33 protein-coding genes are annotated in these 20,783 nt (G+C 61.5%); 32 read left to right on the top strand and 1 reads right to left on the bottom strand.

The annotated features are described in order from the left end of the window. Window positions 1-98 precede the first annotated feature (98 nt). The 16 genes from DWV48_RS09375 (at window position 99) to DWV48_RS04355 (ending at window position 9,412) form a co-directional block, all read left to right on the top strand. Entirely contained in the window at window positions 99-203 is a 105-nt protein-coding gene (locus DWV48_RS09375) for a helix-turn-helix domain-containing protein (RefSeq protein WP_233546138.1), read from the top strand. A 9-nt stretch (window positions 204-212) separates the two neighbouring features. Beyond that, window positions 213-1,145, top strand: coding sequence for a transcriptional regulator (locus DWV48_RS04425; protein ID WP_233546136.1), 933 nt, complete (start codon window positions 213-215; stop codon window positions 1,143-1,145). Between the two features lie 425 nt (window positions 1,146-1,570). After that, window positions 1,571-2,191 (top strand): 50S ribosomal protein L3, encoded by a 621-nt coding sequence (gene rplC / locus DWV48_RS04420; protein WP_118653618.1) that lies wholly within the window; start codon window positions 1,571-1,573, stop codon window positions 2,189-2,191. A 15-nt stretch (window positions 2,192-2,206) separates the two neighbouring features. Beyond that, window positions 2,207-2,833, top strand: a complete 627-nt coding sequence (gene rplD, locus DWV48_RS04415; RefSeq protein ID WP_118653617.1) for a 50S ribosomal protein L4 — start codon at window positions 2,207-2,209, stop codon at window positions 2,831-2,833. Beyond that, window positions 2,834-3,121: a 50S ribosomal protein L23 gene (gene rplW / locus DWV48_RS04410; RefSeq protein ID WP_118653616.1), complete on the top strand. Its 288-nt coding sequence runs from the start codon at window positions 2,834-2,836 to the stop codon at window positions 3,119-3,121. Between the two features lie 165 nt (window positions 3,122-3,286). Further along, window positions 3,287-4,117, top strand: a complete 831-nt coding sequence (gene rplB / locus DWV48_RS04405) for a 50S ribosomal protein L2 (RefSeq protein ID WP_118653615.1) — start codon at window positions 3,287-3,289, stop codon at window positions 4,115-4,117. A 26-nt stretch (window positions 4,118-4,143) separates the two neighbouring features. Next, entirely contained in the window at window positions 4,144-4,404 is a 261-nt protein-coding gene (gene rpsS, locus DWV48_RS04400) for a 30S ribosomal protein S19 (RefSeq protein ID WP_006720289.1), read from the top strand. A gap of 13 nt (window positions 4,405-4,417) precedes the next feature. After that, complete coding sequence (gene rplV / locus DWV48_RS04395) at window positions 4,418-4,783, top strand: 50S ribosomal protein L22 (RefSeq protein WP_102338403.1); 366 nt, start codon at window positions 4,418-4,420, stop codon at window positions 4,781-4,783. A 6-nt stretch (window positions 4,784-4,789) separates the two neighbouring features. Beyond that, window positions 4,790-5,500 (top strand): 30S ribosomal protein S3, encoded by a 711-nt coding sequence (gene rpsC / locus DWV48_RS04390; RefSeq protein WP_006720291.1) that lies wholly within the window; start codon window positions 4,790-4,792, stop codon window positions 5,498-5,500. Further along, window positions 5,500-5,925 carry a 50S ribosomal protein L16 gene (gene rplP / locus DWV48_RS04385; RefSeq protein ID WP_006720292.1) on the top strand — a complete coding sequence of 142 codons (426 nt, stop codon included), beginning with the start codon at window positions 5,500-5,502 and terminating at the stop codon, window positions 5,923-5,925. The genes rpsC and rplP overlap by 1 nt, the downstream gene beginning before the upstream one ends. After that, complete coding sequence (rpmC, locus tag DWV48_RS04380; protein ID WP_118653614.1) at window positions 5,925-6,140, top strand: 50S ribosomal protein L29; 216 nt, start codon at window positions 5,925-5,927, stop codon at window positions 6,138-6,140. The genes rplP and rpmC overlap by 1 nt, the downstream gene beginning before the upstream one ends. 14 nt (window positions 6,141-6,154) lie before the next feature. Continuing rightward, window positions 6,155-6,421 (top strand): 30S ribosomal protein S17, encoded by a 267-nt coding sequence (rpsQ, locus tag DWV48_RS04375; RefSeq protein ID WP_006723044.1) that lies wholly within the window; start codon window positions 6,155-6,157, stop codon window positions 6,419-6,421. Between the two features lie 109 nt (window positions 6,422-6,530). Continuing rightward, window positions 6,531-6,899 carry a 50S ribosomal protein L14 gene (rplN, locus tag DWV48_RS04370; protein ID WP_006720295.1) on the top strand — a complete coding sequence of 123 codons (369 nt, stop codon included), beginning with the start codon at window positions 6,531-6,533 and terminating at the stop codon, window positions 6,897-6,899. 18 nt (window positions 6,900-6,917) lie between these two features. After that, on the top strand, window positions 6,918-7,241 hold the full coding sequence (gene rplX, locus DWV48_RS04365; protein WP_118653613.1) for a 50S ribosomal protein L24: 324 nt from the start codon (window positions 6,918-6,920) through the stop codon (window positions 7,239-7,241). Window positions 7,242-7,567: 326 nt separating this feature from the next. After that, window positions 7,568-8,659: a Gfo/Idh/MocA family protein gene (locus DWV48_RS04360; protein ID WP_118653612.1), complete on the top strand. Its 1,092-nt coding sequence runs from the start codon at window positions 7,568-7,570 to the stop codon at window positions 8,657-8,659. Window positions 8,660-8,665: 6 nt separating this feature from the next. Then, window positions 8,666-9,412 (top strand): DeoR/GlpR family DNA-binding transcription regulator, encoded by a 747-nt coding sequence (locus DWV48_RS04355; protein WP_118653611.1) that lies wholly within the window; start codon window positions 8,666-8,668, stop codon window positions 9,410-9,412. A 20-nt stretch (window positions 9,413-9,432) separates the two neighbouring features. Here the strand turns inward: DWV48_RS04355 and DWV48_RS04350 are convergent, their stop codons facing one another. Beyond that, complete coding sequence (locus DWV48_RS04350; RefSeq protein WP_118653610.1) at window positions 9,433-11,991, bottom strand: U32 family peptidase; 2,559 nt, start codon at window positions 11,989-11,991, stop codon at window positions 9,433-9,435. 243 nt (window positions 11,992-12,234) lie between these two features. On the opposite strand from DWV48_RS04350, the gene rplE reads away from it, so the two are divergent. The 16 genes from rplE (at window position 12,235) to rpsD (ending at window position 20,762) form a co-directional block, all read left to right on the top strand. Then, window positions 12,235-12,792, top strand: coding sequence for a 50S ribosomal protein L5 (rplE, locus tag DWV48_RS04345; RefSeq protein WP_118653609.1), 558 nt, complete (start codon window positions 12,235-12,237; stop codon window positions 12,790-12,792). Between the two features lie 90 nt (window positions 12,793-12,882). After that, complete coding sequence (locus DWV48_RS04340) at window positions 12,883-13,068, top strand: type Z 30S ribosomal protein S14 (RefSeq protein ID WP_118653608.1); 186 nt, start codon at window positions 12,883-12,885, stop codon at window positions 13,066-13,068. Between the two features lie 126 nt (window positions 13,069-13,194). Then, entirely contained in the window at window positions 13,195-13,593 is a 399-nt protein-coding gene (gene rpsH, locus DWV48_RS04335; protein WP_006723038.1) for a 30S ribosomal protein S8, read from the top strand. Window positions 13,594-13,627: 34 nt separating this feature from the next. After that, window positions 13,628-14,164: a 50S ribosomal protein L6 gene (gene rplF / locus DWV48_RS04330; protein ID WP_118653607.1), complete on the top strand. Its 537-nt coding sequence runs from the start codon at window positions 13,628-13,630 to the stop codon at window positions 14,162-14,164. A gap of 68 nt (window positions 14,165-14,232) precedes the next feature. Next, window positions 14,233-14,595, top strand: a complete 363-nt coding sequence (gene rplR, locus DWV48_RS04325; RefSeq protein WP_118653606.1) for a 50S ribosomal protein L18 — start codon at window positions 14,233-14,235, stop codon at window positions 14,593-14,595. Window positions 14,596-14,606: 11 nt separating this feature from the next. After that, window positions 14,607-15,137, top strand: coding sequence for a 30S ribosomal protein S5 (gene rpsE, locus DWV48_RS04320; protein WP_006720328.1), 531 nt, complete (start codon window positions 14,607-14,609; stop codon window positions 15,135-15,137). Window positions 15,138-15,139: 2 nt separating this feature from the next. Beyond that, window positions 15,140-15,319 (top strand): 50S ribosomal protein L30, encoded by a 180-nt coding sequence (gene rpmD / locus DWV48_RS04315; protein WP_006720329.1) that lies wholly within the window; start codon window positions 15,140-15,142, stop codon window positions 15,317-15,319. A gap of 2 nt (window positions 15,320-15,321) precedes the next feature. Continuing rightward, entirely contained in the window at window positions 15,322-15,771 is a 450-nt protein-coding gene (rplO, locus tag DWV48_RS04310; RefSeq protein ID WP_118653605.1) for a 50S ribosomal protein L15, read from the top strand. Beyond that, the gene (gene secY, locus DWV48_RS04305) at window positions 15,765-17,051 is read left to right on the top strand and encodes a preprotein translocase subunit SecY (RefSeq protein ID WP_118653604.1); all 1,287 of its coding nucleotides are present in this window, start codon (window positions 15,765-15,767) and stop codon (window positions 17,049-17,051) included. The genes rplO and secY overlap by 7 nt, the downstream gene beginning before the upstream one ends. An 18-nt stretch (window positions 17,052-17,069) precedes the next feature. Continuing rightward, complete coding sequence (locus tag DWV48_RS04300) at window positions 17,070-17,696, top strand: adenylate kinase (RefSeq protein WP_118653603.1); 627 nt, start codon at window positions 17,070-17,072, stop codon at window positions 17,694-17,696. Further along, window positions 17,693-18,481: a type I methionyl aminopeptidase gene (map, locus tag DWV48_RS04295; RefSeq protein WP_118653602.1), complete on the top strand. Its 789-nt coding sequence runs from the start codon at window positions 17,693-17,695 to the stop codon at window positions 18,479-18,481. The genes DWV48_RS04300 and map overlap by 4 nt, the downstream gene beginning before the upstream one ends. 364 nt (window positions 18,482-18,845) lie before the next feature. Beyond that, the gene (gene infA / locus DWV48_RS04290) at window positions 18,846-19,070 is read left to right on the top strand and encodes a translation initiation factor IF-1 (protein WP_294122566.1); all 225 of its coding nucleotides are present in this window, start codon (window positions 18,846-18,848) and stop codon (window positions 19,068-19,070) included. A 148-nt stretch (window positions 19,071-19,218) separates the two neighbouring features. Then, window positions 19,219-19,332: a 50S ribosomal protein L36 gene (rpmJ, locus tag DWV48_RS04285; protein ID WP_006363204.1), complete on the top strand. Its 114-nt coding sequence runs from the start codon at window positions 19,219-19,221 to the stop codon at window positions 19,330-19,332. 15 nt (window positions 19,333-19,347) lie between these two features. Further along, window positions 19,348-19,722, top strand: coding sequence for a 30S ribosomal protein S13 (gene rpsM / locus DWV48_RS04280; RefSeq protein WP_118653601.1), 375 nt, complete (start codon window positions 19,348-19,350; stop codon window positions 19,720-19,722). Window positions 19,723-19,738: 16 nt separating this feature from the next. Next, window positions 19,739-20,146, top strand: a complete 408-nt coding sequence (gene rpsK, locus DWV48_RS04275; RefSeq protein ID WP_006720336.1) for a 30S ribosomal protein S11 — start codon at window positions 19,739-19,741, stop codon at window positions 20,144-20,146. A gap of 19 nt (window positions 20,147-20,165) precedes the next feature. After that, window positions 20,166-20,762: a 30S ribosomal protein S4 gene (gene rpsD / locus DWV48_RS04270; RefSeq protein ID WP_118653600.1), complete on the top strand. Its 597-nt coding sequence runs from the start codon at window positions 20,166-20,168 to the stop codon at window positions 20,760-20,762. The last annotated feature ends 21 nt before the right edge of the window (window positions 20,763-20,783 follow it).

Here is a 20,783-nt window from a genome sequence, read left to right as displayed (position 1 = left end):
TCAAACATGAAGACGTCTCAATTGTGCGAACGATCGCCAGCTGGTGAAATAGTCAGTGAGCAGCTGCGACGCATACACTTTGCACGAAGGGACGAACCATGCATATTTCCGAGGTCATCCGTAACCGCCGACGCGGGCTGGGCTTGACGCAGGAGCAGGTGGCTCAGCGCCTGGGGGTTTCTGCGCCGGCAGTCAACAAGTGAGAGCGCGGCATGAGCTACCCGGATATAACGCTGGTCCCCGCTCTCGCACGCCTGCTCGAGACAGACGCCAATACCCTCCTGTCGTTCGAACCCGAGTTGAGCCAAGAGGCGAACCTCGAAATTCAACGCGAGGTTGACCGGCTGGTCCGAGAGGATGGGTACGAGGCGGGTTTCGCATACGCGCAGGAGCGGATGCGCCTGTATCCGGCAAGCGATGAGCTCGCCATCGTGCTCACGCAGTACCTGGACGGCGCGCTCGCACTCTTTCAGGTTGAGGAGCCAGATAGGTATCGTCCCACGCTAGACAAAGCTTACGAACGGCTGTCCCAAAGCACGCTGCCCGAAGCCCGAGAGCAGGCGTGCGGCATGCTTATCGCCCGCGCTATGCAGGAAGAGCGCTATGAGGATGCGCAACGCCTGCTCGACACCATTCATCAGCCGCAGATTGACAAGGAGGAGCGCCAGGCGATTCTTCTTATGCGCCAAGGCCATGATGAGGAGGCGGCGCGTGCGTGGGAGGCGCGCCTGATTAGAATGTCGGCCGACCTTATGGGGACGGTCAATAGCATTATCGAGATTGCCTTGCGCGAGGACCGCGTGGACGATGCACTCGCATGCGCCCACCGCGCGCAAACGCTATTTGAGGTACTCAACCAGCCTGGATGGATGGGACTCGTGCCCAGCTTGACCGTTGCGGTTGCAACAAAGGATACGAATGAGACGTTTGATTTGCTTGAGCAGATTATGTCGTCTCTGCATGGTGCCGACGCCGGCGCTCTTAAGAGTCCTTTGTATCGTTTCACCAACTTTAATGACTTGACGCAGCTAACCTCGCAAATGGGCACCGTGATGCTGGCCGGTGTTCAAGCGGATGAGGAGTACGCGTTTTTACGCGAGGCTCCCGGCTATGAGGCCTTTCTTAACAAGTGGAATTCACGGTAAGTTTCGAGTACGTCGCTGCCCGGACGGGGGCGGCCGAGGTTTTCGTAGAATCCGCACGCAAAGGAGAGCCCAGTGGGCTCTCCGTCTTGCGCAGGACCTGACCGAGCGAAAACCTCGGCCGCCCCCGTCCGGGGCGTCGCGGGGCGATATGGGGCGACGGCAACAGCCGGCCGCACTCTCGCCAACCGCCCTCACCTGCAAAAACATTGCGAAGACAATATGGAGACGCCCGTGGGCGTGTATACTAATCAAGCTGTGTCCACTAGGAGGATTCTGCCTAGGCCATCTACCTGCGCATTTGGGTTGCCGCGCACGAAAGGCCGAGACGAATGCAAGGAGTGGCGCGCAAGTCCGTATGTGGTCCTCTAGGGGCACGCGCAAGGGGCGCGTGCAATGTCCCAAGACCACCGAGAGTTGGAGATCGAATGATCAACATGATTCTCGGCCGCAAGATCGGCATGACCCAGGTTTGGGACGAGGACGATAACGTCGTCCCCGTCACGGTCATCCAGGCTGGCCCCTGCACCGTCTCGCAGGTTAAAACTGAGGCGACCGACGGCTACAACGCCGTCCAGATCGGCTTCGGCGACATCAAGTCCAAGCACGTGAACAAGCCCATGGCTGGTCACTTTGCTAAGGCTGGCGTCGAGCCCGTCCGTTACCTTCGTGAGGTCCGCGTCGAGAATGGCGAGGAGCACAAGGTCGGCGACGTCGTCACCGTCGCCGATTTCGAGAACGTCGCCAAGGTCGACGTCATCGGCACCTCCAAGGGTAAGGGCTTCCAGGGTCGCATCAAGCGCTGGAATCAGCACCGCGGCCCCATGACCCACGGTTCCCACATTCAGCGTCACCCCGGCTCCATCGGCCAGTGCGCCTACCCGGCCCGCGTCCTCAAGGGCGTCAAGATGGCCGGTCACATGGGCAACGCCCGCGTGACTGTGAAGAACCTCTCCGTTGTCCGCATTGATGCTGAGCAGAACCTCATGCTTGTCAAGGGCGCTGTGCCCGGTGGCAAGAACGGTCTGGTCGCCATCCGCATGGCGTAAAGGAGGACCGTCGCTATGTCTAAGTTTGAAGTGAAGAACGTCGAGGGCAAGCAGGTCGCCGAGGCCGAGCTCGCCGACGCCGTGTACGGCATCGAGCCGAACGTGCACGTCATGCACCACATCGTCACGTGCCAGCAGGCCTGCTGGCGTCAGGGCACCCAGTCCACCAAGGGCCGTTCCGAGGTCTCCGGTGGCGGCAAGAAGCCGTGGCGTCAGAAGGGCACCGGCCGTGCCCGTCAGGGTTCCATCCGCGCCGCCCAGTGGCGTGGTGGCGGTGTGATCTTTGGGCCCAAGCCCCGCACCTATGTGAAGCGCATGAACAACAAAGAGGTCAAGCTCGCCATGCGTTCCGCCCTGTCCGCCAAGCTCCGCGACAACGAGCTCGTGCTCGTGGACGACTACGGTTTCGAGAAGCCGTCCACCAAGGCCGCTGTCGCCATGCTCAAGGCTCTGGGTCTCGAGGGCAAGCGTCTGACCATCATCGTTCGCGAGGATGACATCAACGCCTATCTCTCCTTCCGCAACATCCCCAAGACGTGGATCATCACGCCCGCCGAGGCCAACACCTATGACCTCATCAACAACGGTGCGCTGATTATGCCCGCCGACGTCGCCGCTCACTTCGGGGAGGTGCTCGCCTAAATGACCGCTCACGAGATCATCATCCGCCCGATCGTGTCCGAGCGTTCCTACTCCGCCATGGAGGAGAACAAGTACACGTTCGAGGTCGCCAAGAACGCCAACAAGTTCCAGATCAAGGACGCTATCGAGGAGCTCTTCGGCGTGAAGGTTGTTCGCGTCAACACCCTGAACGTCAAGCCCAAGACCAAGCGCGTTCGCTACGTCGCTGGCAAGACCCGTTCTTGGAAGAAGGCCGTCGTCACGGTGGCCGAGGGTCAGACCATCGAGGTCTTTGGCGCCCAGGCGTAATTCACGCCTACGTTAGTTCTTGACGCTTGCCTCTCGTGTAGGGGAGGCAAGCTCAAGTGCTCCGTGCGTAAAAATAGGAAACGCCCGGAGCCGTGGTAATCCGGTGTCACTGCATCCGCATCCCAGCTTGCAGTGGCCAACGGACCGATATGAAAGGGATAAGGAATGGCTGTAAAGCACCTTAAGCCGACCAGCGCCGGCCGTCGCTGGCAGACGATCGCGGACTTCTCCGAGATCACCTGCACCACGCCCGAGAAGTCTCTTCTCGAGCCGTTGCCGGTCAAGGCTGGTCGTAACAACGCCGGTCGCATCACCATGCGTCACCAGGGCGGCCGCGTTAAGCGTCAGTACCGCGTTATCGATTTCAAGCGCAATAAGGATGGCGTGCCGGCCAAGGTCGCTACCATCGAGTACGACCCGAACCGTTCCGCTCGCATCGCCCTGCTTCACTACGTGGACGGCGAGAAGCGCTACATCCTGGCCCCCAAGGGCCTCAAGGTCGGCGACACCGTCGTTTCCGGTGCCGGCGCCGACATTAAGCCGGGCAATGCCATGCCGCTGTCCGAGATTCCCGTGGGTACCCTCATCCACGCAATCGAGTTCCAGCCTGGCAAGGGTGCCGCTATCGCCCGTTCCGCTGGTACCGCTTGCCAGCTCATGGGCAAGGAGGGCAAGTACGCGATCATCCGCATGCCTTCCTCCGAGATGCGCCGTGTCCTCGTGACCTGCCGTGCCTCCATCGGTGAGGTCGGCAATGCCGAGCACTCCAACATCGTGATCGGCAAGGCCGGTCGCCATCGTAAGATGGGCGTCCGTCCGACCGTCCGTGGTACCGTCATGAACCCGGTCGATCACCCGCACGGCGGTGGCGAGGGTCGTTCGCACACCTCCGGTCGTCCGTCCGTCTCTCCGTGGGGCACTCCCTCCAAGGGCTACCGCACCCGCAACAAGAAGAAGACGTCCAACGACCTCATCATCCGTCGTCGCAAGAAGTAATCGATACTCGTTAGGAGAAAGCACTTATGAGCAGAAGTCTCAAAAAGGGCCCGTTCGTAGAGGCGCGCCTCCTCTCGCGTATCATCGCGATGAACGAGGCTGGCAAGAAGGACGTCGTGAAAACCTGGTCCCGCGCGTCCACCATCTTCCCCGAGATGGTCGGCCACACCATCGCCGTCCACGACGGTCGCAAGCATGTTCCCGTGTACGTCACCGAGTCCATGGTCGGTCACAAGCTGGGCGAGTTCGCGCCCACTCGTACGTTCCGTGGCCACAAGGCCAAATAGGGGGTTTAGGTAAATGGCTACTACTTCCACCGAGACCCGCGAGGTCCGCGCTACGGCCAAGTACGTGCGCGTTTCCCCCGGCAAGGCTCGTCTCGTGATCGACCTGATCCGCGGCAAGAACGTCGCTCAGGCCTTCGATATCCTTCACTTCTGCACGCGCTCCGTCGCTGTTGACGTGGAGAAGGTCCTGCGCTCCGCCGTTGCCAACGCCGAGCACAACAACCAGATGCGCGCTGACGACCTGTTCGTCAAGGCCGCGTATGTCGACGAGGGCCCCACGCTTAAGCGCATCCGTCCTCGCGCCAAGGGCTCCGCTTCCCGCATCCTCAAGCGCACGAGCCACATCACTGTCGTCGTCGCTCCTCGAAAGGAGGCTTAAAGCGTCATGGGTCAGAAAGTCTATCCTACCGGCTTCCGTCTTGGCATCACCGAGAACTGGCGCTCCCGCTGGTTCGCTGAGAAGGATTACGCCAAGACTCTCGGCAACGATATCGAGATCCGTCGTTTCCTCGAGAAGCGCCTCGCCCGTGCCGCCGTCTCCCGCGTTGAGATCGAGCGTGCCGGCGACAAGGTGAAGGTCATCATCCTCACCGCCCGTCCTGGTGTCGTCATCGGCAAGAAGGGCTCCGAGATCGACGGTCTCCGCACCGAGCTCGAGCGTGTCGCCGGCGTTACCAAGGGCAACCTCTCCGTCGACGTCATCGAGGTCAAGCGTCCCGAGCTCGACGCCGTTCTGGTTGCTCAGTCCATCGCCGAGCAGCTCGAGGGCCGTGTGGCCTTCCGCCGCGCCATGCGCAAGGCCGTCCAGTCCGCTCGCAAGGCCGGCGCCAAGGGTATTCGTATCCAGTGCTCCGGTCGTCTCGGCGGCGCCGAGATGGGCCGTCGCGAGTGGTACCGCGAGGGTCGCGTGCCGCTGCACACCCTCCGCGCTAAGATCGACTACGGCACCGCCACCGCTCACACCACCATGGGCTCCTGCGGCGTCAAGGTCTGGATCTACCAGGGCGAGAAGCTCCCGGGCCAGCCTGTTCCGAACATGGCTCTCGAGGGTACCTCCCGTCCGCGTCGTCGCAACAACGATAGGAGGAATCAGTAATGCTCGCTCCTAAGCGTATTCTTCACCGCAAGGTGCAGCGTGGCTCCATGAAGGGCCAGGCCAAGGGCAACACCGAGCTCCATTTCGGTGAGTACGGCATCGTCGCCCTCGATCGCCACTGGATCACCAACCGTCAGATCGAGGCCGCTCGTATCGCCATGACCCGCTACATGAAGCGTGGCGGCAAGGTTTACATCACCATCTTCCCGGATAAGCCCATCACGAAGAAGCCTGCGGAGACTCGCATGGGTTCTGGTAAGGGTAACCCCGAGGAGTGGGTGGCCGTTGTCAAGCCGGGCCGCGTTATGTTCGAGATCGCCGGCGTGTCCGAGGAGATCGCTCGCGAGGCCCTGCGTCTTGCCCAGCACAAGCTGCCGATCAAGACCAAGATCATTACCCGCGCTAAGAACGGGGAGGACAAGTAATGAAGCCCGCAGAGATTCGTGAGCTTTCCGACGAGGCCCTGGCTGAGAAGCTGAAGGATTGCCGCGCCGAGCTCTTCAACCTTCGTTTCCAGATGGCCACCAGCCAGCTGGACAACACCGCTCGCGTGAACACCGTGAAGAAGGACATCGCTCGTGTCCTCACGGAGCAGCGTGCCCGTCAGATTGCAGCGGAGAAGTCCGCTGCCACCAAGTAGCGCAAGGAGAGATAATGGCTGAAGCAACTGAGCGCAACGCGCGCAAGGTCCGCCAGGGTATCGTTTCCTCCATCATGGGCAACAAGAGCATTGTTGTGACCACCACGGAGCGCAAGCGTCATCCCAAGTACGGCAAGATGATGACCAGCACCAAGAAATTCCACGTCCACGACGAGGAGAACACGGCCGGCGTTGGCGACACCGTTCGCATCATGGAGACCCGTCCGCTGTCCGCCACCAAGCGTTGGCGTCTTGTCGAGATCATCGAGCGCGCCAAGTAAGCTTGTTGAAGTAAACCCTCCGGTGACGTGCGCCCGTCCGAGTGCCATTTAGGTACTCGATCAGGGCGGTCGCACCTCTCGCCGGCTTAGGTTCGGAAAGGTTCCAACCATGATTCAGATGCAAACCATGCTGAACGTTGCCGACAACTCTGGTGCGCGCAAGGTTCGTTGCATTAAGGTGCTGGGCGGCTCTAAGCGCCGTTACGCCGGCATCGGTGACGTCGTCATGGCCGCCGTGCAGGAGGCCACGCCCGGCGCGAACGTCAAGAAGAAGGATGTCGTGCGCTGCGTTATCGTGCGCACCGTCAAGGAGGTCCGTCGCAAGGACGGTTCCTACATCCGCTTCGATGACAACGCTGCCGTCGTCATCAACAAGGATGGTTCGCCTGTCGGCACCCGTATCTTCGGGCCCGTCGCTCGCGAGCTTCGTGACAAGAAGTACATGAAGATCGTCTCGCTCGCACCCGAGACCCTCTAACGTAAGGGAGAGACCACTATGTCTATGTCCATCAAGAAGGGCGACAAGGTCGAGGTGCTCTCCGGTAAGGATCGCGGCAAGCAGGGCGTCGTCCTGCGCGCGCTGCCTTCCGAGGGCAAGGTTATCGTCGAGGGCGTCGCTGTCGCCAAGAAGGCCGTCAAGCCCAACGGTGCTGGCCAGCAGGGCGGCATCGTCGACAAGGAGATGCCGATCGACGTTTCCAACGTCCAGCTCATCTGCCCCGAGTGTGGCAAGCGCACCCGTGTTGGCCACGAGGCCGGCGAGCTCGACGGTCACAAGACCAAGCTCCGCATTTGCAAGAAGTGCGGTCACAAGTTCTAAGGATTAACTCCTAGAACTCCCACCGGAAGACCCCTCCGAGGCCCTCCCGGCGGTTTCACGCAAACGTCCTCGGAGTCGCGCTTCGCGCGGCTCCTACGGAATGTTTGCTTAGAAACCGCCGTCCGGGCCTCGGAGGGGTCTTCCTGCGTTTACGGGGTTACGCGTCCCTGGCGCGAATGGTGGAATCGGAGCCAGGTTCCATTTGCTGTAATAGTAATTGGCTCGGCCAAAAACGCGCAGAAGTACGCAGAAATACGCAATACTGTGCTATGCTGCTTCTCAAAAGATGCGCAATGGGTGCATCTGCACGTGGCGAGAGGATTGCTATGGCTATCGAGCGCGACATGACATCGGCGGCACCAAAGGACGCGGCGGCGGCTGCAAAAGCCGCCTTTGAGGCGGTGGCGGGCAAGCCGTTCCCGAACGACATCTTCACCGCACCTCACCTGAACTGGGCGATCATCGGCTGCGGTGTGATCGCCAACCAGTTCGCCCAGTCCTTGGCGCTCGCCGGGCGCGCCGTGTACGGTGTCGCCAATCGCACGCACTCCAAAGCCGAGGCGTTTGCCCGTGAGTATGGCGTCGAGCGCGTCTACGATAGCTTCGAAGATCTGTATGAGGACCCGGACGTCGATTGCGTGTATATCACCACGCCGCACAACACGCATATCACCTATCTTCGTGCCGCGTTGGCTGCCGGGAAGCATGTTCTATGCGAGAAGGCCATCACACTGAACTCGGTCGAGCTCGAAGAGGCGCGTACCATTGCAGATGAGCATGGCGTCGTCCTCATGGACGCGACGACGGTTCTCCATATGCCGCTGTACGTCGAGCTTATGCGCCGCGCGGAGTCGGGTGAATTCGGCCGCTTGCGCCTGGCACAGGTGAATTTCGGAAGCTTCCACGATTACGAGGATGTGTCAAACCGCTTCTGGAACCGCAATCTCGCGGGTGGTGCCATGCTCGACATCGGCGTGTACGCACTCTCCGTCGCCCGTTTGTTCATGGAGAGCCAGCCGAACGAGGTCGTATCACTCGCCAATCTGTTCGAGACGGGAGTGGACGAGGAGAGCGGATTCGTGACGCGCAATGCACAGGGCCAGCTCGGTGTGTTCTCCTTAAGTATGCACGCCAAGCAGCCTAAGCGCGCGACCCTGTGTTTCGACGACTGCTATATCGAGGTCATGGCGTATCCACGCGCCGATCGCGCCGTGATCACCTGGACGGCGGACGGGCATCGCGAGGAAGTCAAGGCGGGCGTTGAGGCCTACGCGCTTTGCTACGAGGCGGCCGACCTTGAGAGCGCCGTCGCTGGAGACGCCTCCAAGCTCAAGCTCATCGATGTCGCCTCCGATGTCATGAAGACCATGACGCGGCTGAGGGCGGATTGGGGCGTCGTGTACCCCGAGGAGGAGTAGGCGCATATGCTTGCCGACGATCGACTCAACGCCATTGTGCGGATGGTAACCGAAGCGGGGTCCATGAGCGTTGCGGACCTCGCCGAGGCCCTGGATGTGACGGCATCGACCATTCGTCGAGATTTGCAGACCCTCGATCGGGTGCATCGTTTGGCGAAGGTTCACGGCGGAGCGACGAGTCTCGAGCGGGCGCATATCGCGCGTGACCTCACCATACCCGAGCGAAGTGAACTGCATGTCGATGACAAACGGGCCATCGTGCGAGCGGCTGCGTGCCTGATCGAGCCGGGTTCGTTCGTCTACATCGATTCGGGGTCGACGACGCTGCAACTCGTATCATGCGTCCCCGCCGATGCCGACGTCGCTTACGTCACGAATTCGGTAGGACATGCCCGCCGCTTGATGGAGCGGGGATGCCGCGTGATGGTGACGGGCGGCGAGCTCAAGCCGGAGACCGAGGCGCTCGTGGGGCCCGATGCGACCGCGATGCTGGCGCGTTATCGGTTCGCATGCGGCTTTTGGGGTGCCAACGGCATAAGCAAAAAGCACGGCATGACCTCGCCCGATCCATTGGAGGCCGAGGTCAAGCGTGTGGCGATGGGACAGGGCTCGAGACGCTACGTGCTTGCCGATGCGAGTAAGTTCGGCATGGAGGCAGCGGTGAGCTTCGCCACGCTCGACGATGCGGAGATCATCACCGCCGGCGACGTACCCGACGAGTATGCTCACCTGTCAAATCTCGTGCGCGTGTAGGGGATTCGAGGAGATAGGCTCTACTCGACGCCCTGGAAGAGGCATCCTGAGCTTGATCCGGGCATGCGCTTGTCGGGCGTGCGGCCTGCGAGCGCGGCGTCGAGCGCCCGCTTGGCGCGCGCGACGCCGCAGGCGAGCTCGTCTGCGTCCATGAGGGTGCCGTCGACCAGGAATCTCGTGACACCCGCGTGCAAAAGCGCCGGGATCTGGGGAGTGGCGTCCAAGGCGACGCCGTCGTACAGGTGGCTGCGACCGTTGAGGCCCGTGCGTACGGGGAGCAGGCGTCCGTCGATATTCTTAAGCTTGAAGTCGCGCGTGCGCAGGCGGCAGTTCGCGCAATCGTGGATGCAGGCCCCCGCTACCTGCAGGATGCAGTGTTCGCTCGTCATGACGCGCGGCGCGCCGAGGACCATGAGGCCGAGCTCCATGCTGCCGCGATGGGGTGCGATGCGCTCGATTTCGGCAAGCGTAAGTTCGGGGGAGAGCCATGCACCCGCAGCACCGCGCTCGGCCAGCGCCCGCATGCACGCCACGTTGTGGACGGGGATGCAGCTGCGGAGTTCGACGGATGTGCCGCGCTCGGCGCCGAGAGCGAATTCTGAGATGGTGGCCACGGCGACAGGGCTCCCCGGCAAAATCCAAGGGTCGAGGCGCTCGTGGTCCATCTGACGGGAGACCTCGTCGAGCACGGGGATGATGCCGCGCTCGCATCCATCGACGGGGGAGAGTCCCGCGGCGAGCAGGTCGTCGACGGACATGTACATGCGGGTCGCACCGGCAGCGCGCGCGGTGGCCGCATGGTCGGTCGAGGTGACGAGCGCGCAGATCTCCGGGCTTGTGTTCGGGGCCGGTGCGCATTTGGCGTCATCGCGGGACGGGGCTGACGCAGAATTCGAGAGGCTTGGGTCGACGCGCTCAGGAGCGACAGCCAAGCAAGAATCAGCGGTAATCGCAATTGCCGCGAAATCGAGCGGAGCGCCGCTGCGCCGACGATCGAACGGGGTGAGGATGGCGCGCTCGAGCGCTTCGCACGCTGCCGCGCGCACTTTGTGCACGGCGGAGAAGCCCATACCGCAACCCTCATCGAGCTGAATATCGAAGGACACAGCCTCGAAGGGGGAGGAGCCCATACGGCCCACGTGCTCGATAAGGTCCTCTGCGGTGACTGCCTTGGTTCGCGCGGGCTCGACGATGAAACCATCGGCGCGACCGATGATCGAGGGGTCGTCGGCGCAGCTCAACTCGACGGCGAAGGGCTCGCCGATGCGGGAGATGACACGGCCGTCGACCGCGCGTTTGCGAGCGACGGGCCGTTTGAGTGCCGCCTCGGCGGCATCGAGGGCGGCTTGACTACGGATGAGGCGCACGCGGGCGCCCGCGGGCATGGGGCGCGCCGTGCGGCACTCGATGACGTCGTCTGCGCACGCGTCGTCGGGCGCGAGGGCGGTGAGGAACTGGTCGAACTCGTCATCGTGGCGGAGCTCGAGCAAATCACCCTTGCCGACCGGCTCGGAAAGGCGCAGGCGGGTCCATGCGGCGCGCCGGCGCTTGTCGTCGGGCTTGAGGCCCTTTGTGTTGCCGAGCGGTTTGCTGCCGAGGACCTCGCCTACGATCTGGCCGCGGTTATTCGAGCGCTCATAGCTCATCATCTCGTCGCCCGAGCGCCCCTCTTGATACTCGGTGGTGAAGTCGCGATTGAAGCAGCGCTTGAGCTGGCGATAGCGCGCCTGCGCGGTCTCTTCCAAGATCTCGCGGCCCGCGAGGATGTCGTCGAGCTGCGCGCGGTAGGCGCTCACGATGGAGTGCACGTAGTCGGGGGCCTTCATGCGCCCCTCGAGCTTCAGCGCATGCGCCCCGGCGTCGAGCAGACGGGGCAGCATGTCGGCCGTGCAGGTGTCACGCGGGCAGAGCGCTCGCTCGCGCCCGGGCTTGGACCAGGAGCGACCCGTTTCATCAATGAGCTCGTAGGGCAGCCGACAGGGCTGCGCGCACATGCCGCGGTTAGCCGAGCGCCCTCGGGAGGTGAAGCTGGAAAGGAGGCAAACGCCCGAGTAGCAAAAGCAGATGGCGCCGTGGGAGAACACCTCGAGCTCGATGTCCACCGCGTCGTGGATCGCGGCGATCTCGTCAACAGAAAGCTCGCGGGAGAGCGTGACGCGGTCCGCACCTGCGGCCTTGCACCAGGCGGTTCCGCGGGCGTCGTGAATGTTCGCCTGCGTGGAGATGTGCGTCTCCACCTCGGGCATGAGGCGGCGGATCTCGAAGAACAGCCCCCAGTCCTGGATGATGAAGGCATCGGCGCCGAGCCTCCAACAGCGCTCGACGAGCGCCAGAGCTTGCGACATCTCCTCGTCCTTGATGACGATGTTAACCGTCACGTACACGCGCGCGCCCGCCAAGTGCGCCGCCCGACAGGCGGCCTCGAACGTCTCGTCAGTGAAGTTATCGGCCTTGCGACGCGCATTGAACGACCCCATGCCGCAGTAGATGGCGTCGGCCCCGGCCGCCAGTGCCGCGTAAAACGGCTCCGGTCCGCCCGCAGGTGCCAGCAATTCAGGTTTGGAAGAATAGGAACGCATAGGGACTCCTGGAATAAAATGAATGCTCGATAAGTATACCTATACGGATTTGTGGATTTAGCTGCATACATCAAGTTGCGGTCGCATTCCGTCTCATATAGGCGTATAGTAACGACTGTTTTGTCGGCTCCTGCCGCGATTCGTCATGCCGCGAACAGCCAGATGCGGTGTTGATGGCAGCAGGAGGCACGAGGCTAACCCACGAGGCCAACCCCGTGCTTAAAACCCCAGTAAGGAGTGAAAATGGCTGAGGAGAAGTACATTCCCCGTCTCAAGACCAAGTACAACGACGAGGTCAGGCAGCTCATGCAGGACAAGTTCCAGTATGAGAACGTCATGATGATCCCCAAGTTCGAGAAGATCGTCGTGAACATGGGTGTCGGCGAGGCCGCCACCGATTCCAAGGCTATCGACGGCGCTGTCCGCGACCTGCGCGTCATCACCGGCCAGCAGCCCATGGTCACCCGCGCCCGCAAGTCCATCGCCTCCTTCAAGCTGCGCGCTGGCATGCCCATCGGCGCCAAGGTCACCCTGCGCGGCGACCGCATGTGGGAGTTCTTCGATCGTCTGACCTCCGTCGCCATCCCCCGTATCCGCGACTTCCGCGGCATCTCCGCCAAGTCCTTCGACGGCCGTGGCAACTTCTCGATGGGCGTCACCGAGCAGCTCATCTTCCCCGAGGTTGACTTCGATTCCGTCGACCACACCCGTGGTATGGACATCACCATCGTCACCACCGCGAAGACCGACGAAGAGGCCAAGGCCCTTCTCGACGCCTTCGGCTTCCCGTTCAAGAAATAGGTTCTTAAAGCCCCGGGTTCCACAGGCGGTGCGCGAAGAGCACGTGCCGCCTGTCCGAGGCGCATATATACGTATGTGAGGAGGAAATAAGTGGCTAAGACATCGATGATCGTCAAGTGCAATCGCAAGCAGAAGTTCTCGACCCGCGAGTACACGCGCTGCCAGCGCTGCGGCCGTCCGCACTCTGTGTACCGCAAGTTCGGCCTGTGCCGTATCTGCTTCCGCGAGCTGGCGCTCAAGGGCGAGCTTCCCGGCATCAAGAAGGCCAGCTGGTAAGTCACTGCCAGCGCGCCCATCTCATCTATGAGGCGGAGCGTACGGAAGACGTGCCTTATAGGCTTTCCCGCTAAGGGTGGGGGAGTACCGAGGGCACGGACTCATCAAGAACGAAGGAGAATCCACATGAATCTCACCGACCCGATCGCAGACATGCTCACGCGCATCCGCAACGGCAATGCTGCGAACAAGGCCGAGGTCTCGATGCCGAGCTCCAAGAAGCTCGTCGAGATCGCTCGAGTCATCTACGAGGAGGGCTACATCGAGGGCTACACCGTTGAGGACACCGCCCCCGCCAAGACCCTGCACATCACCCTCAAGTACGGTCCCAAGAAGGCCAAGGTCATCAACGGCATCAAGCGCTACTCCAAGCCTGGTCTGCGCAAGTACGCCGGCGTGAAGGACCTCCCCCGCGTCCGCGGTGGCCTCGGTACCGCCATTGTTTCCACCAGCCAGGGTGTCATGGCCGACCGCGATGCTCGCAAGAAGGGCATCGGCGGCGAGGTCATCGCCCTCATCTGGTAATTCGCTTAGGCGAGTAGAAGGAAAGGAGAACACCGTGTCTCGTATCGGTAAGAAGCCTGTCCAGATTCCCGCCGGAGTCGAAGTGGCAGTTGACGGCACGCACGTGTCCGTGAAGGGCCCCAAGGGTACTCTTGAGGCTGATTTCTATGAGAAGCTCACCATCGAGGTGGCCGACGGCGTGCTGACCGTCTCCCGTCCCGACGACGAGCGTGAGACCCGCGCCCGCCACGGCCTCACCCGCGCCCTGATCCAGAACATGGTCACCGGCGTTTCCGAGGGCTACACCAAGGTCCTCGAGCTCGCTGGCGTTGGCTACCGTGTCCAGCTCAAGGGTAAGGATCTGGATCTGTCCCTGGGTTACTCCCACCCGGTGATTTACACCGCCCCCGAGGGCATCACCTTCGAGTGCCCGGACAACACCCACATTCACGTCAAGGGCATCAACAAGCAGCAGGTCGGCCAGGTTGCCGCCGAGATCCGTGGCAAGCGTCCGCCGGAGCCTTACAAGGGCAAGGGCATCCACTACCTGGGCGAGCACATCCGTCGCAAGCTCGGCAAGGCCGCTAAGTAGTAGAGCGCTTCCACGTCGTAAGACCAGCACCCCGTCAGGTGCTGGCAGGACTTCATAAGGAGTTTCACATGAACAAGCAACAGGCAAAGCGCGCCGGCCTCAAGCGTCGTCAGCGCCGTGTCCGCGGCAAGATCTTTGGCACGCCCGCCCGTCCGCGTCTTCGCGTCGTGCGCTCCAACGCCAATATCTACGCCATGATCGTTGACGATACCAAGGGTCACACCCTCGTCTCCGCCTCCACCCTCGAGGCCGAGTTCAAGGGCACCACGACCAGCAACAAGGAGGCTGCCGAGAAGGTCGGTAAGCTCGTGGGCGAGCGCGCCCTCGCTGCCGGCATCAAAGCCGTTTCCTTCGACCGCGGTGGCCGCATCTACCACGGTCGCGTCAAGGCCCTCGCCGACGGTGCCCGCGCCGCCGGTCTCGAATTCTAGGAGGTAAGAGCATGGCTCGTAACCAGCAGAAGCAGCAGCGCGAGGCCTCCGAGTTCGAGGAGCGCGTCGTTTTCATCAACCGCGTCGCCAAGACCGTCAAGGGCGGTCGTCGCATGAGCCTCGTGGCCCTCGTGGTCGTGGGCGACGGCAAGGGCAACGTTGGTCTTGGCATGGGTAAGTCCGCCGAGGTGCCGCTGGCAATCTCCAAGGCTTCCATCGACGCCAAGAAGAACATGTTCCACGTGCCCGTCACCGCTGAGGGCACCATTCCTCACGACGTCCAGGGCGAGTTCGGTGCTGCGAGCATCATCATGCGCCCCGCTGTCGAGGGTACCGGTGTTATCGCCGGTGGCGCCGTGCGTCCTCTGTTCGAGCTCGCCGGCATCAAGAACATCCTGTCCAAGTCTCTCGGTTCCGACAACGGCCTCAACATCATCAAGGCTGCTGCCGAGGGCCTCAAGCAGCTCTCCAGCCCCGAGGATGTCGCCGCCCGCCGCGGTCTCACCGTCTCCGAGATGTTCATCGGCAAGAAGGAGAACTAGGCATGGCTACCATCAAGATCAAGCAGGTTCGCAGCATTAACGGCTGCAAGGAGGATCAGCGTCGCACTGTTCGCGCCCTCGGCCTGCACCGCATCAACGACACGCGCGAGATCGCTGACAACGAGAGCGTCCGCGGCATGATCTTCAAGGTCAAGCACCTCGTTGAGATTGTAGAGGAGTAACAATGCAGCTTCATGATCTTACGCCGGCTGCCGGGTCCACCCACAGCCGTAAGCGCGTCGGTCGCGGCAATTCCGGCAAGGGCGGTACCTATGCCGGCCGTGGCCTGAACGGCCAGGGCTCCCGTTCCGGCGGCACCAAGGGCGCCGGCTTCGAGGGCGGCCAGACCCCGCTCGCGATGCGCCTCCCGAAGCTCCCCGGCTTCAAGAATCCCCGTCGCATCGAGTACACCGCGGTGAACGTCTCCACGCTCGAGGTCAAGTTCGAGGACGGTGCCGTCGTCGATGGTGCATCCCTCAAGGCCGCTGGTATCACCAAGTCCGAGTTCGAGCCCGTCAAGGTGCTCGGCAACGGCGAGGTTTCCAAGAAGCTCACGGTCAAGGTCGACAAGATCTCCGCTTCCGCGAAGGCTAAGATCGAGGCCGCTGGAGGAAAGGTCGAGCTTCCGTGCTAACTGGTTTGAAGAACACCTTCCGCATCAAGGAACTCCGCGGGAAGATTCTTTTTACCATCGCTATGCTCGTCGTGTACCGTATTGGTGCACACGTTCCGGTGCCCGGCATCCCCTTCCAGGGGATGTCGGCCCTTTTTACATCCGCCGGTGACACCTTCGCCAGCGGTGCGATGGCCCTGCTGAATCTTTTCTCGGGCGGTGCGCTTTCCTACGTGTCCGTCTTTTCGCTGGGTATCATGCCCTACATCACCAGCTCGATTGTCTTGCAGATGCTTCAGGCCGTTGTGCCCAGCCTGCACGAGTTGGCTCGTGAGGGCGAGGTCGGTCAGACCAAGATCACCCAGTACTCTCGTTACCTCACCCTGGCCCTCGCGCTCTTGAACGCCATTGGATACCTGTTCCTCTTCAAGAGCTTTGGTATTCAGTTCGCCGGCGCCGATGCTCCCGAGATCATCTTCGACATCATGATCGTGGGCACGCTCGTCGCGGGCGCCATGCTCATCATGTGGATTGGTGAGCTCATCACTCAGCGTGGGATCGGCAACGGCATGAGTCTCATCATCTTCGCCAACATCATGGCGGGGCTTCCCCAGGCGCTCATCCAGTCCATGGATGGCGGCAACGTTGCCATTATCACCACGCTCGTCATCGTCGTGGTGATCCTGTGCGTCATCCCCTTCATCGTGTACCTCGAGCGCGGCCAGCGTCGTATCCCGGTGCAGTATGCCAAGCGCGTCGTGGGTCGTCGTATCATGGGCGGTCAGTCCACGTACCTGCCCATCAAGGTGAACACCGCGGGTGTCATCCCGATCATCTTCGCGAGCGCCCTGCTCTACTTCCCGGCTCAGCTCGCCGTGTTCTTCCCCAACGTGGGTTGGATGCAGGCCTTTGCCGGCGCGCTCTCGAGCGGCTGGATCAACTGGATCCTCAATGTCGTCCTCATCGTGTTCTTCGCGTACTTCTACACGTCCATGGTGTTCAACCCGGACGAGACCGCCGAGAACCTCAAGAAGCAGGGCGGCTTCATTCCTGGTGTTCGCCCCGGCAAGCAGACGGCGCATTACATCAAGAACGCCCTCAACAAGATCACGCTTCCCAGTGCGGTCTTCCTGGCCCTCATCGCCATCGTTCCCTCGATTGTGTTCTCGTTCACCAACAACGCGCTCATCCAGGCCTTCGGCGGCACTTCGGTGCTCATCATGGTCGGCGTTGTGCTCGATACCATCGACAAGGTCGAGAGCCAGCTCAAGATGTACGACTACGACGGTTTCTTCAAATAGGCCTCTAAGGAGTCTTTTATGAACATCGTGTTGTTGGGCGCCCCTGGCGCCGGTAAGGGTACGCAAGCCCAGCGTCTTGTTGCCGATTATGGTGTGGCGCATATCTCCACGGGCGACCTGCTTCGCGCTGCCGTCAAGGCTCAGACTGAGCTTGGCGTTGCTGCCAAGAAGTACATGGACGCCGGAGAGCTCGTTCCCGATCAGCTCGTGATCGACCTGGTCAAGGAGCGCCTTGCTGCCGACGATGCGCAGAAGGGCTTCATCCTCGACGGATTCCCGCGCAACACGACGCAGGCCGTGACGCTCGATACCGAGCTTTCGGCTATGGGTCGCGAGCTCGATGGCGCGCTTTTAGTCGATGTTCCCGCCGAGGTCATCGTCGATCGCCTCTCTTCTCGTCGCACCTGCCGCGATTGCGGTTACACCGCAGGTCCCGATACCGCCGTGTGCCCCAAGTGCGCAGGCGAGATGTATCAGCGCGATGACGACAAGCCCGAGACCATCAAGAACCGTCTTGATGTCTACCGGAAGAACACCAGCCCGCTCGTGGAGTACTACCGCGGCCAGGGCATCCTCAAGGTCGTCGATGGTGATCGTGATATCGACGTGGTGTATGCGGATGTGAAGGCTGAGCTCGGTCTATGATCAAGATCAAATCTGCCGCCGATATCGAGCAGATGAAGAAGGCCGGAGCTCTGTCCAAGATGGCGCTCCGGCAGGTCGGCTCGATGATTCGACCTGGCGTTTCGACGTTTGAACTCGATCAGCTTGCCGAGCAGATCATCCGCATGCACGGCGGCACGCCCGCCTTCAAGGGCTACGGCGGTTTCCCCGGGTCCATTTGCGCTTCGCTGAACGACGCGGTTGTTCACGGCATTCCCAATCCCGACGTCATCCTGCGCGAGGGAGACATCATCTCGATTGACACCGGCGCGATCGTTGACGGTTGGGTGGGGGATAACGCTTGGACGTTTTACGTTGGCAATCCCAGCACCGAGGCAAAGGGCCTGTGCGAATGCACGCTCGACTGCCTTAAGGCGGCAATCGAGCAGGCCGTTCCCGGAAACCATATCGGAGACGTGGGGCATGCTGTTCAGTCGCTCGCCGAGAGCAATGGCTATGGAGTCCTTCGTGACTACGTGGGCCATGGTGTTGGTCGCGCTATGCACGAGGATCCCAACGTGCCGAATTATGGCAAGAAGGGTCGTGGTGTGAAGCTCCAGGCTGGCATGGTCATCGCCATTGAACCTATGATCACACTTGGCTCCAACCGCGTGCACACCGGTTCCGATGGCTGGCTCGTGTCGACCGACGACGGCCTGCCCGCGGCGCACTACGAGAACACGGTCGCCATCACCAACGACGGCCCTGTGATCCTCACGCAGGATGCACAAGGCCCATGGTGTCCCATGACCGGCGGTTCAATGTAACCGCCCGTCCCTGGGCTTTCCTATATCATCCGCTGCTCGGGCAGTCCTCTTCGCACGAAGGCCCCACTGGGGCCTTCGGCTCATGCGGAACTCGCATCGGACGATATGGGAAAGCCCAGGGACTACGGTACCTTGGCAGCCCGACGGGGCGGGCCCGTATGGTCCGCCGCGAGTTCCGCATGAACAGAAGGCCACTAAATGTGGCCTTCGTCGTGAGCAGGACTGCCCGAGCGCCGGACCATACGGGCCCGCCCCGTCGGGCTGCCGGTGGGACAGAATATTTGTGGAGCGATTGGGAATTTCCCTTTCTCCTGTTTAGCATGTAGTAACATGCACTGTTGCTGTCGTTTTCGAGAGAAAGATGATGCACGTGAAGAAGGAAGACGCCATCGAGCTTGAGGGCACGGTCACCGAGCCGCTGCCGAACGCCATGTTCCGCGTTGAGCTTGAGAACGGTCATTCGGTTCTCTGTTCCATTTCGGGCAAGATCCGTATGAACTACATCCGTATTCTGCCGGGTGACAAGGTCGTTGTGGAGCTCTCTCCCTATGATTTGACCCGCGGTCGCATCACCTATCGTTATAAGTAACGACCATTCGCACGTATTCGAACCGGAAGGGAGTGCTCTGCCCCGTAAGGTTCGATACATGCTTCCAGCCATTCGTTATTAACGCCTGCGGCTGGGCGAGTAGATAACATTCCACCTTGTAGCTTGAGCACTACCGAAAGGAAGAACGATGAAGGTACGCCCTTCCGTCAAGAAGATGTGCGATAAGTGCAAAATCATCCGCCGCCATGGCAAGGTTCTCGTGATCTGCGAGAACCCGCGCCACAAGCAGCGCCAGGGTTAAGAGAGGAGATCCACAGTGGCCCGTATTAACGGTGTCGACCTTCCGAACGAGAAGCGTGCGGAGATTGGTCTGACCTACATCTACGGCATCGGCCGCACCACCGCAGCGAAGATGTGCGCCGAGCTCAACATTGCCGACGGCACTCGCATCAAGGACCTCACCGAGGAGCAGATCTCGGCGATCCGCGATTACATTGATAAGAATGGCCTGATGGTCGAGGGTGACCTCCGTCGCGAGCGCGCCCAGAACGTCAAGCGCCTCATGGACATCGGCTGCAACCGCGGCCTCCGTCACCGCAAGGGTCTCCCTGTTCGCGGTCAGCGCACCCACACCAACGCTCGCACCCGCAAGGGTCCGAAGCGTCAGATCGGTGCCAAGAAGAAGAAATAAGGGAGACTGACGCATAATGGCTACTGCAAAGAACAAGCGCGGCGCCTCCACCCGTATCAAGCGCGCCGACCGTAAGAACATCTCCGTGGGCCAGGCTCACATCCGTTCTACGTTCAATAACACCATCGTTTCCATTACCGATCCCGCGGGCAACGTCATCGCTTGGCAGTCCGCTGGTACCGTGGGCTTCAAGGGTTCCCGTAAGTCGACCCCGTTTGCCGCCCAGATGGCCGCCGAGGCTTGCGCCAAGGCCGCTATGGAGCACGGTATGCACAAGGTCGCCGTCTTCGTGAAGGGCCCCGGTTCGGGCCGCGAGACCGCGATCCGCTCCCTCCAGGCCGCTGGCCTCGAGGTCTCCAGCATCCAGGACAAGACCCCCATCCCGCACAACGGCTGCCGCCCCAAGAAGCGTCGCCGCGTGTAACTGAAAGGATCGATTTATTATGGCAATCGACAGGACTCCGGTTCTTAAGCGCTGCCGCCAGCTCGGGATCGATCCCGTTGAGCTCGGCTACAGCTCCAAAAAGGAATCTATCCGCCAGCCCAAGCGCCGTCGCAAAGAATCCGAGTACGGCATGCAGCTGCGCGAGAAGCAGAAGGTCAAGTTCATCTACGGCGTTCTCGAGAAGCAGTTCCACCACTACTACGAGCATGCTCTTCGCATGGACGGCGTTACCGGTGAGAACCTCATGACCATTCTCGAGACCCGTCTCGACAATGTCGTGTTCCGTCTCGGCTTCGCTCGCACCCGCAAGGAGGCTCGTCAGACCGTCCGCCATGGCCACTTCACCGTTAACGGCAAGCGCGTGGACATCCCGTCCTACCGCGTGAAGGCCGGCGACGTTGTGGCTGTGGGCGAGAAGTTCCGCGACTTGCTCCCCATCAAGGAGGCCCTCATCTCCTCCGAGCGCTTCGAGGTCCCTGGCTGGCTCGAGGTCGACATCGAGAAGCTTTCCGGCAACGTCATCTCGCTGCCTTCTCGTGACCAGATCAGCGGCGACATCAACGAGCAGCTCATCGTCGAGCTTTACTCGAAGTAATCGTTTGCGCGCTACGCTGGA

Origin of the sequence: Collinsella sp. AF08-23, assembly GCF_003479805.1 — a bacterium.
Classification (GTDB): domain Bacteria; phylum Actinomycetota; class Coriobacteriia; order Coriobacteriales; family Coriobacteriaceae; genus Collinsella.
This window is presented reverse-complemented; position numbering and strand designations above follow the sequence as displayed.

Excerpts from the sequence above, each read along its gene's own strand:
- DWV48_RS04360 (WP_118653612.1), top strand. The coding sequence starts at position 7,568 with ATGGCTATCGAGCGCGACATGACATCGGCGGCACCAAAGGACGCGGCG.
- DWV48_RS04350 (WP_118653610.1), bottom strand. The coding sequence starts at position 11,991 with ATGCGTTCCTATTCTTCCAAACCTGAATTGCTGGCACCTGCGGGCGGA.
- rplO (WP_118653605.1), top strand. The coding sequence starts at position 15,322 with ATGCAGCTTCATGATCTTACGCCGGCTGCCGGGTCCACCCACAGCCGT.
- rpsD (WP_118653600.1), top strand. The coding sequence starts at position 20,166 with ATGGCAATCGACAGGACTCCGGTTCTTAAGCGCTGCCGCCAGCTCGGG.
- rplR (WP_118653606.1), top strand. The coding sequence starts at position 14,233 with ATGAACAAGCAACAGGCAAAGCGCGCCGGCCTCAAGCGTCGTCAGCGC.
- rpsC (WP_006720291.1), top strand. The coding sequence starts at position 4,790 with ATGGGTCAGAAAGTCTATCCTACCGGCTTCCGTCTTGGCATCACCGAG.
- DWV48_RS04425 (WP_233546136.1), top strand. The coding sequence starts at position 213 with ATGAGCTACCCGGATATAACGCTGGTCCCCGCTCTCGCACGCCTGCTC.
- rpmC (WP_118653614.1), top strand. The coding sequence starts at position 5,925 with ATGAAGCCCGCAGAGATTCGTGAGCTTTCCGACGAGGCCCTGGCTGAG.
- rpsE (WP_006720328.1), top strand. The coding sequence starts at position 14,607 with ATGGCTCGTAACCAGCAGAAGCAGCAGCGCGAGGCCTCCGAGTTCGAG.
- DWV48_RS04355 (WP_118653611.1), top strand. The coding sequence starts at position 8,666 with ATGCTTGCCGACGATCGACTCAACGCCATTGTGCGGATGGTAACCGAA.
- infA (WP_294122566.1), top strand. The coding sequence starts at position 18,846 with ATGCACGTGAAGAAGGAAGACGCCATCGAGCTTGAGGGCACGGTCACC.
- rplP (WP_006720292.1), top strand. The coding sequence starts at position 5,500 with ATGCTCGCTCCTAAGCGTATTCTTCACCGCAAGGTGCAGCGTGGCTCC.
- rpsH (WP_006723038.1), top strand. The coding sequence starts at position 13,195 with ATGAATCTCACCGACCCGATCGCAGACATGCTCACGCGCATCCGCAAC.
- rplC (WP_118653618.1), top strand. The coding sequence starts at position 1,571 with ATGATCAACATGATTCTCGGCCGCAAGATCGGCATGACCCAGGTTTGG.
- rpsS (WP_006720289.1), top strand. The coding sequence starts at position 4,144 with ATGAGCAGAAGTCTCAAAAAGGGCCCGTTCGTAGAGGCGCGCCTCCTC.
- DWV48_RS09375 (WP_233546138.1), top strand. The coding sequence starts at position 99 with ATGCATATTTCCGAGGTCATCCGTAACCGCCGACGCGGGCTGGGCTTG.
- rplE (WP_118653609.1), top strand. The coding sequence starts at position 12,235 with ATGGCTGAGGAGAAGTACATTCCCCGTCTCAAGACCAAGTACAACGAC.
- DWV48_RS04300 (WP_118653603.1), top strand. The coding sequence starts at position 17,070 with ATGAACATCGTGTTGTTGGGCGCCCCTGGCGCCGGTAAGGGTACGCAA.
- rplB (WP_118653615.1), top strand. The coding sequence starts at position 3,287 with ATGGCTGTAAAGCACCTTAAGCCGACCAGCGCCGGCCGTCGCTGGCAG.
- map (WP_118653602.1), top strand. The coding sequence starts at position 17,693 with ATGATCAAGATCAAATCTGCCGCCGATATCGAGCAGATGAAGAAGGCC.
- rpsK (WP_006720336.1), top strand. The coding sequence starts at position 19,739 with ATGGCTACTGCAAAGAACAAGCGCGGCGCCTCCACCCGTATCAAGCGC.
- rpsQ (WP_006723044.1), top strand. The coding sequence starts at position 6,155 with ATGGCTGAAGCAACTGAGCGCAACGCGCGCAAGGTCCGCCAGGGTATC.
- rplV (WP_102338403.1), top strand. The coding sequence starts at position 4,418 with ATGGCTACTACTTCCACCGAGACCCGCGAGGTCCGCGCTACGGCCAAG.
- rplN (WP_006720295.1), top strand. The coding sequence starts at position 6,531 with ATGATTCAGATGCAAACCATGCTGAACGTTGCCGACAACTCTGGTGCG.
- rpmJ (WP_006363204.1), top strand. The coding sequence starts at position 19,219 with ATGAAGGTACGCCCTTCCGTCAAGAAGATGTGCGATAAGTGCAAAATC.
- rplX (WP_118653613.1), top strand. The coding sequence starts at position 6,918 with ATGTCTATGTCCATCAAGAAGGGCGACAAGGTCGAGGTGCTCTCCGGT.
- rplW (WP_118653616.1), top strand. The coding sequence starts at position 2,834 with ATGACCGCTCACGAGATCATCATCCGCCCGATCGTGTCCGAGCGTTCC.
- rpmD (WP_006720329.1), top strand. The coding sequence starts at position 15,140 with ATGGCTACCATCAAGATCAAGCAGGTTCGCAGCATTAACGGCTGCAAG.
- rplD (WP_118653617.1), top strand. The coding sequence starts at position 2,207 with ATGTCTAAGTTTGAAGTGAAGAACGTCGAGGGCAAGCAGGTCGCCGAG.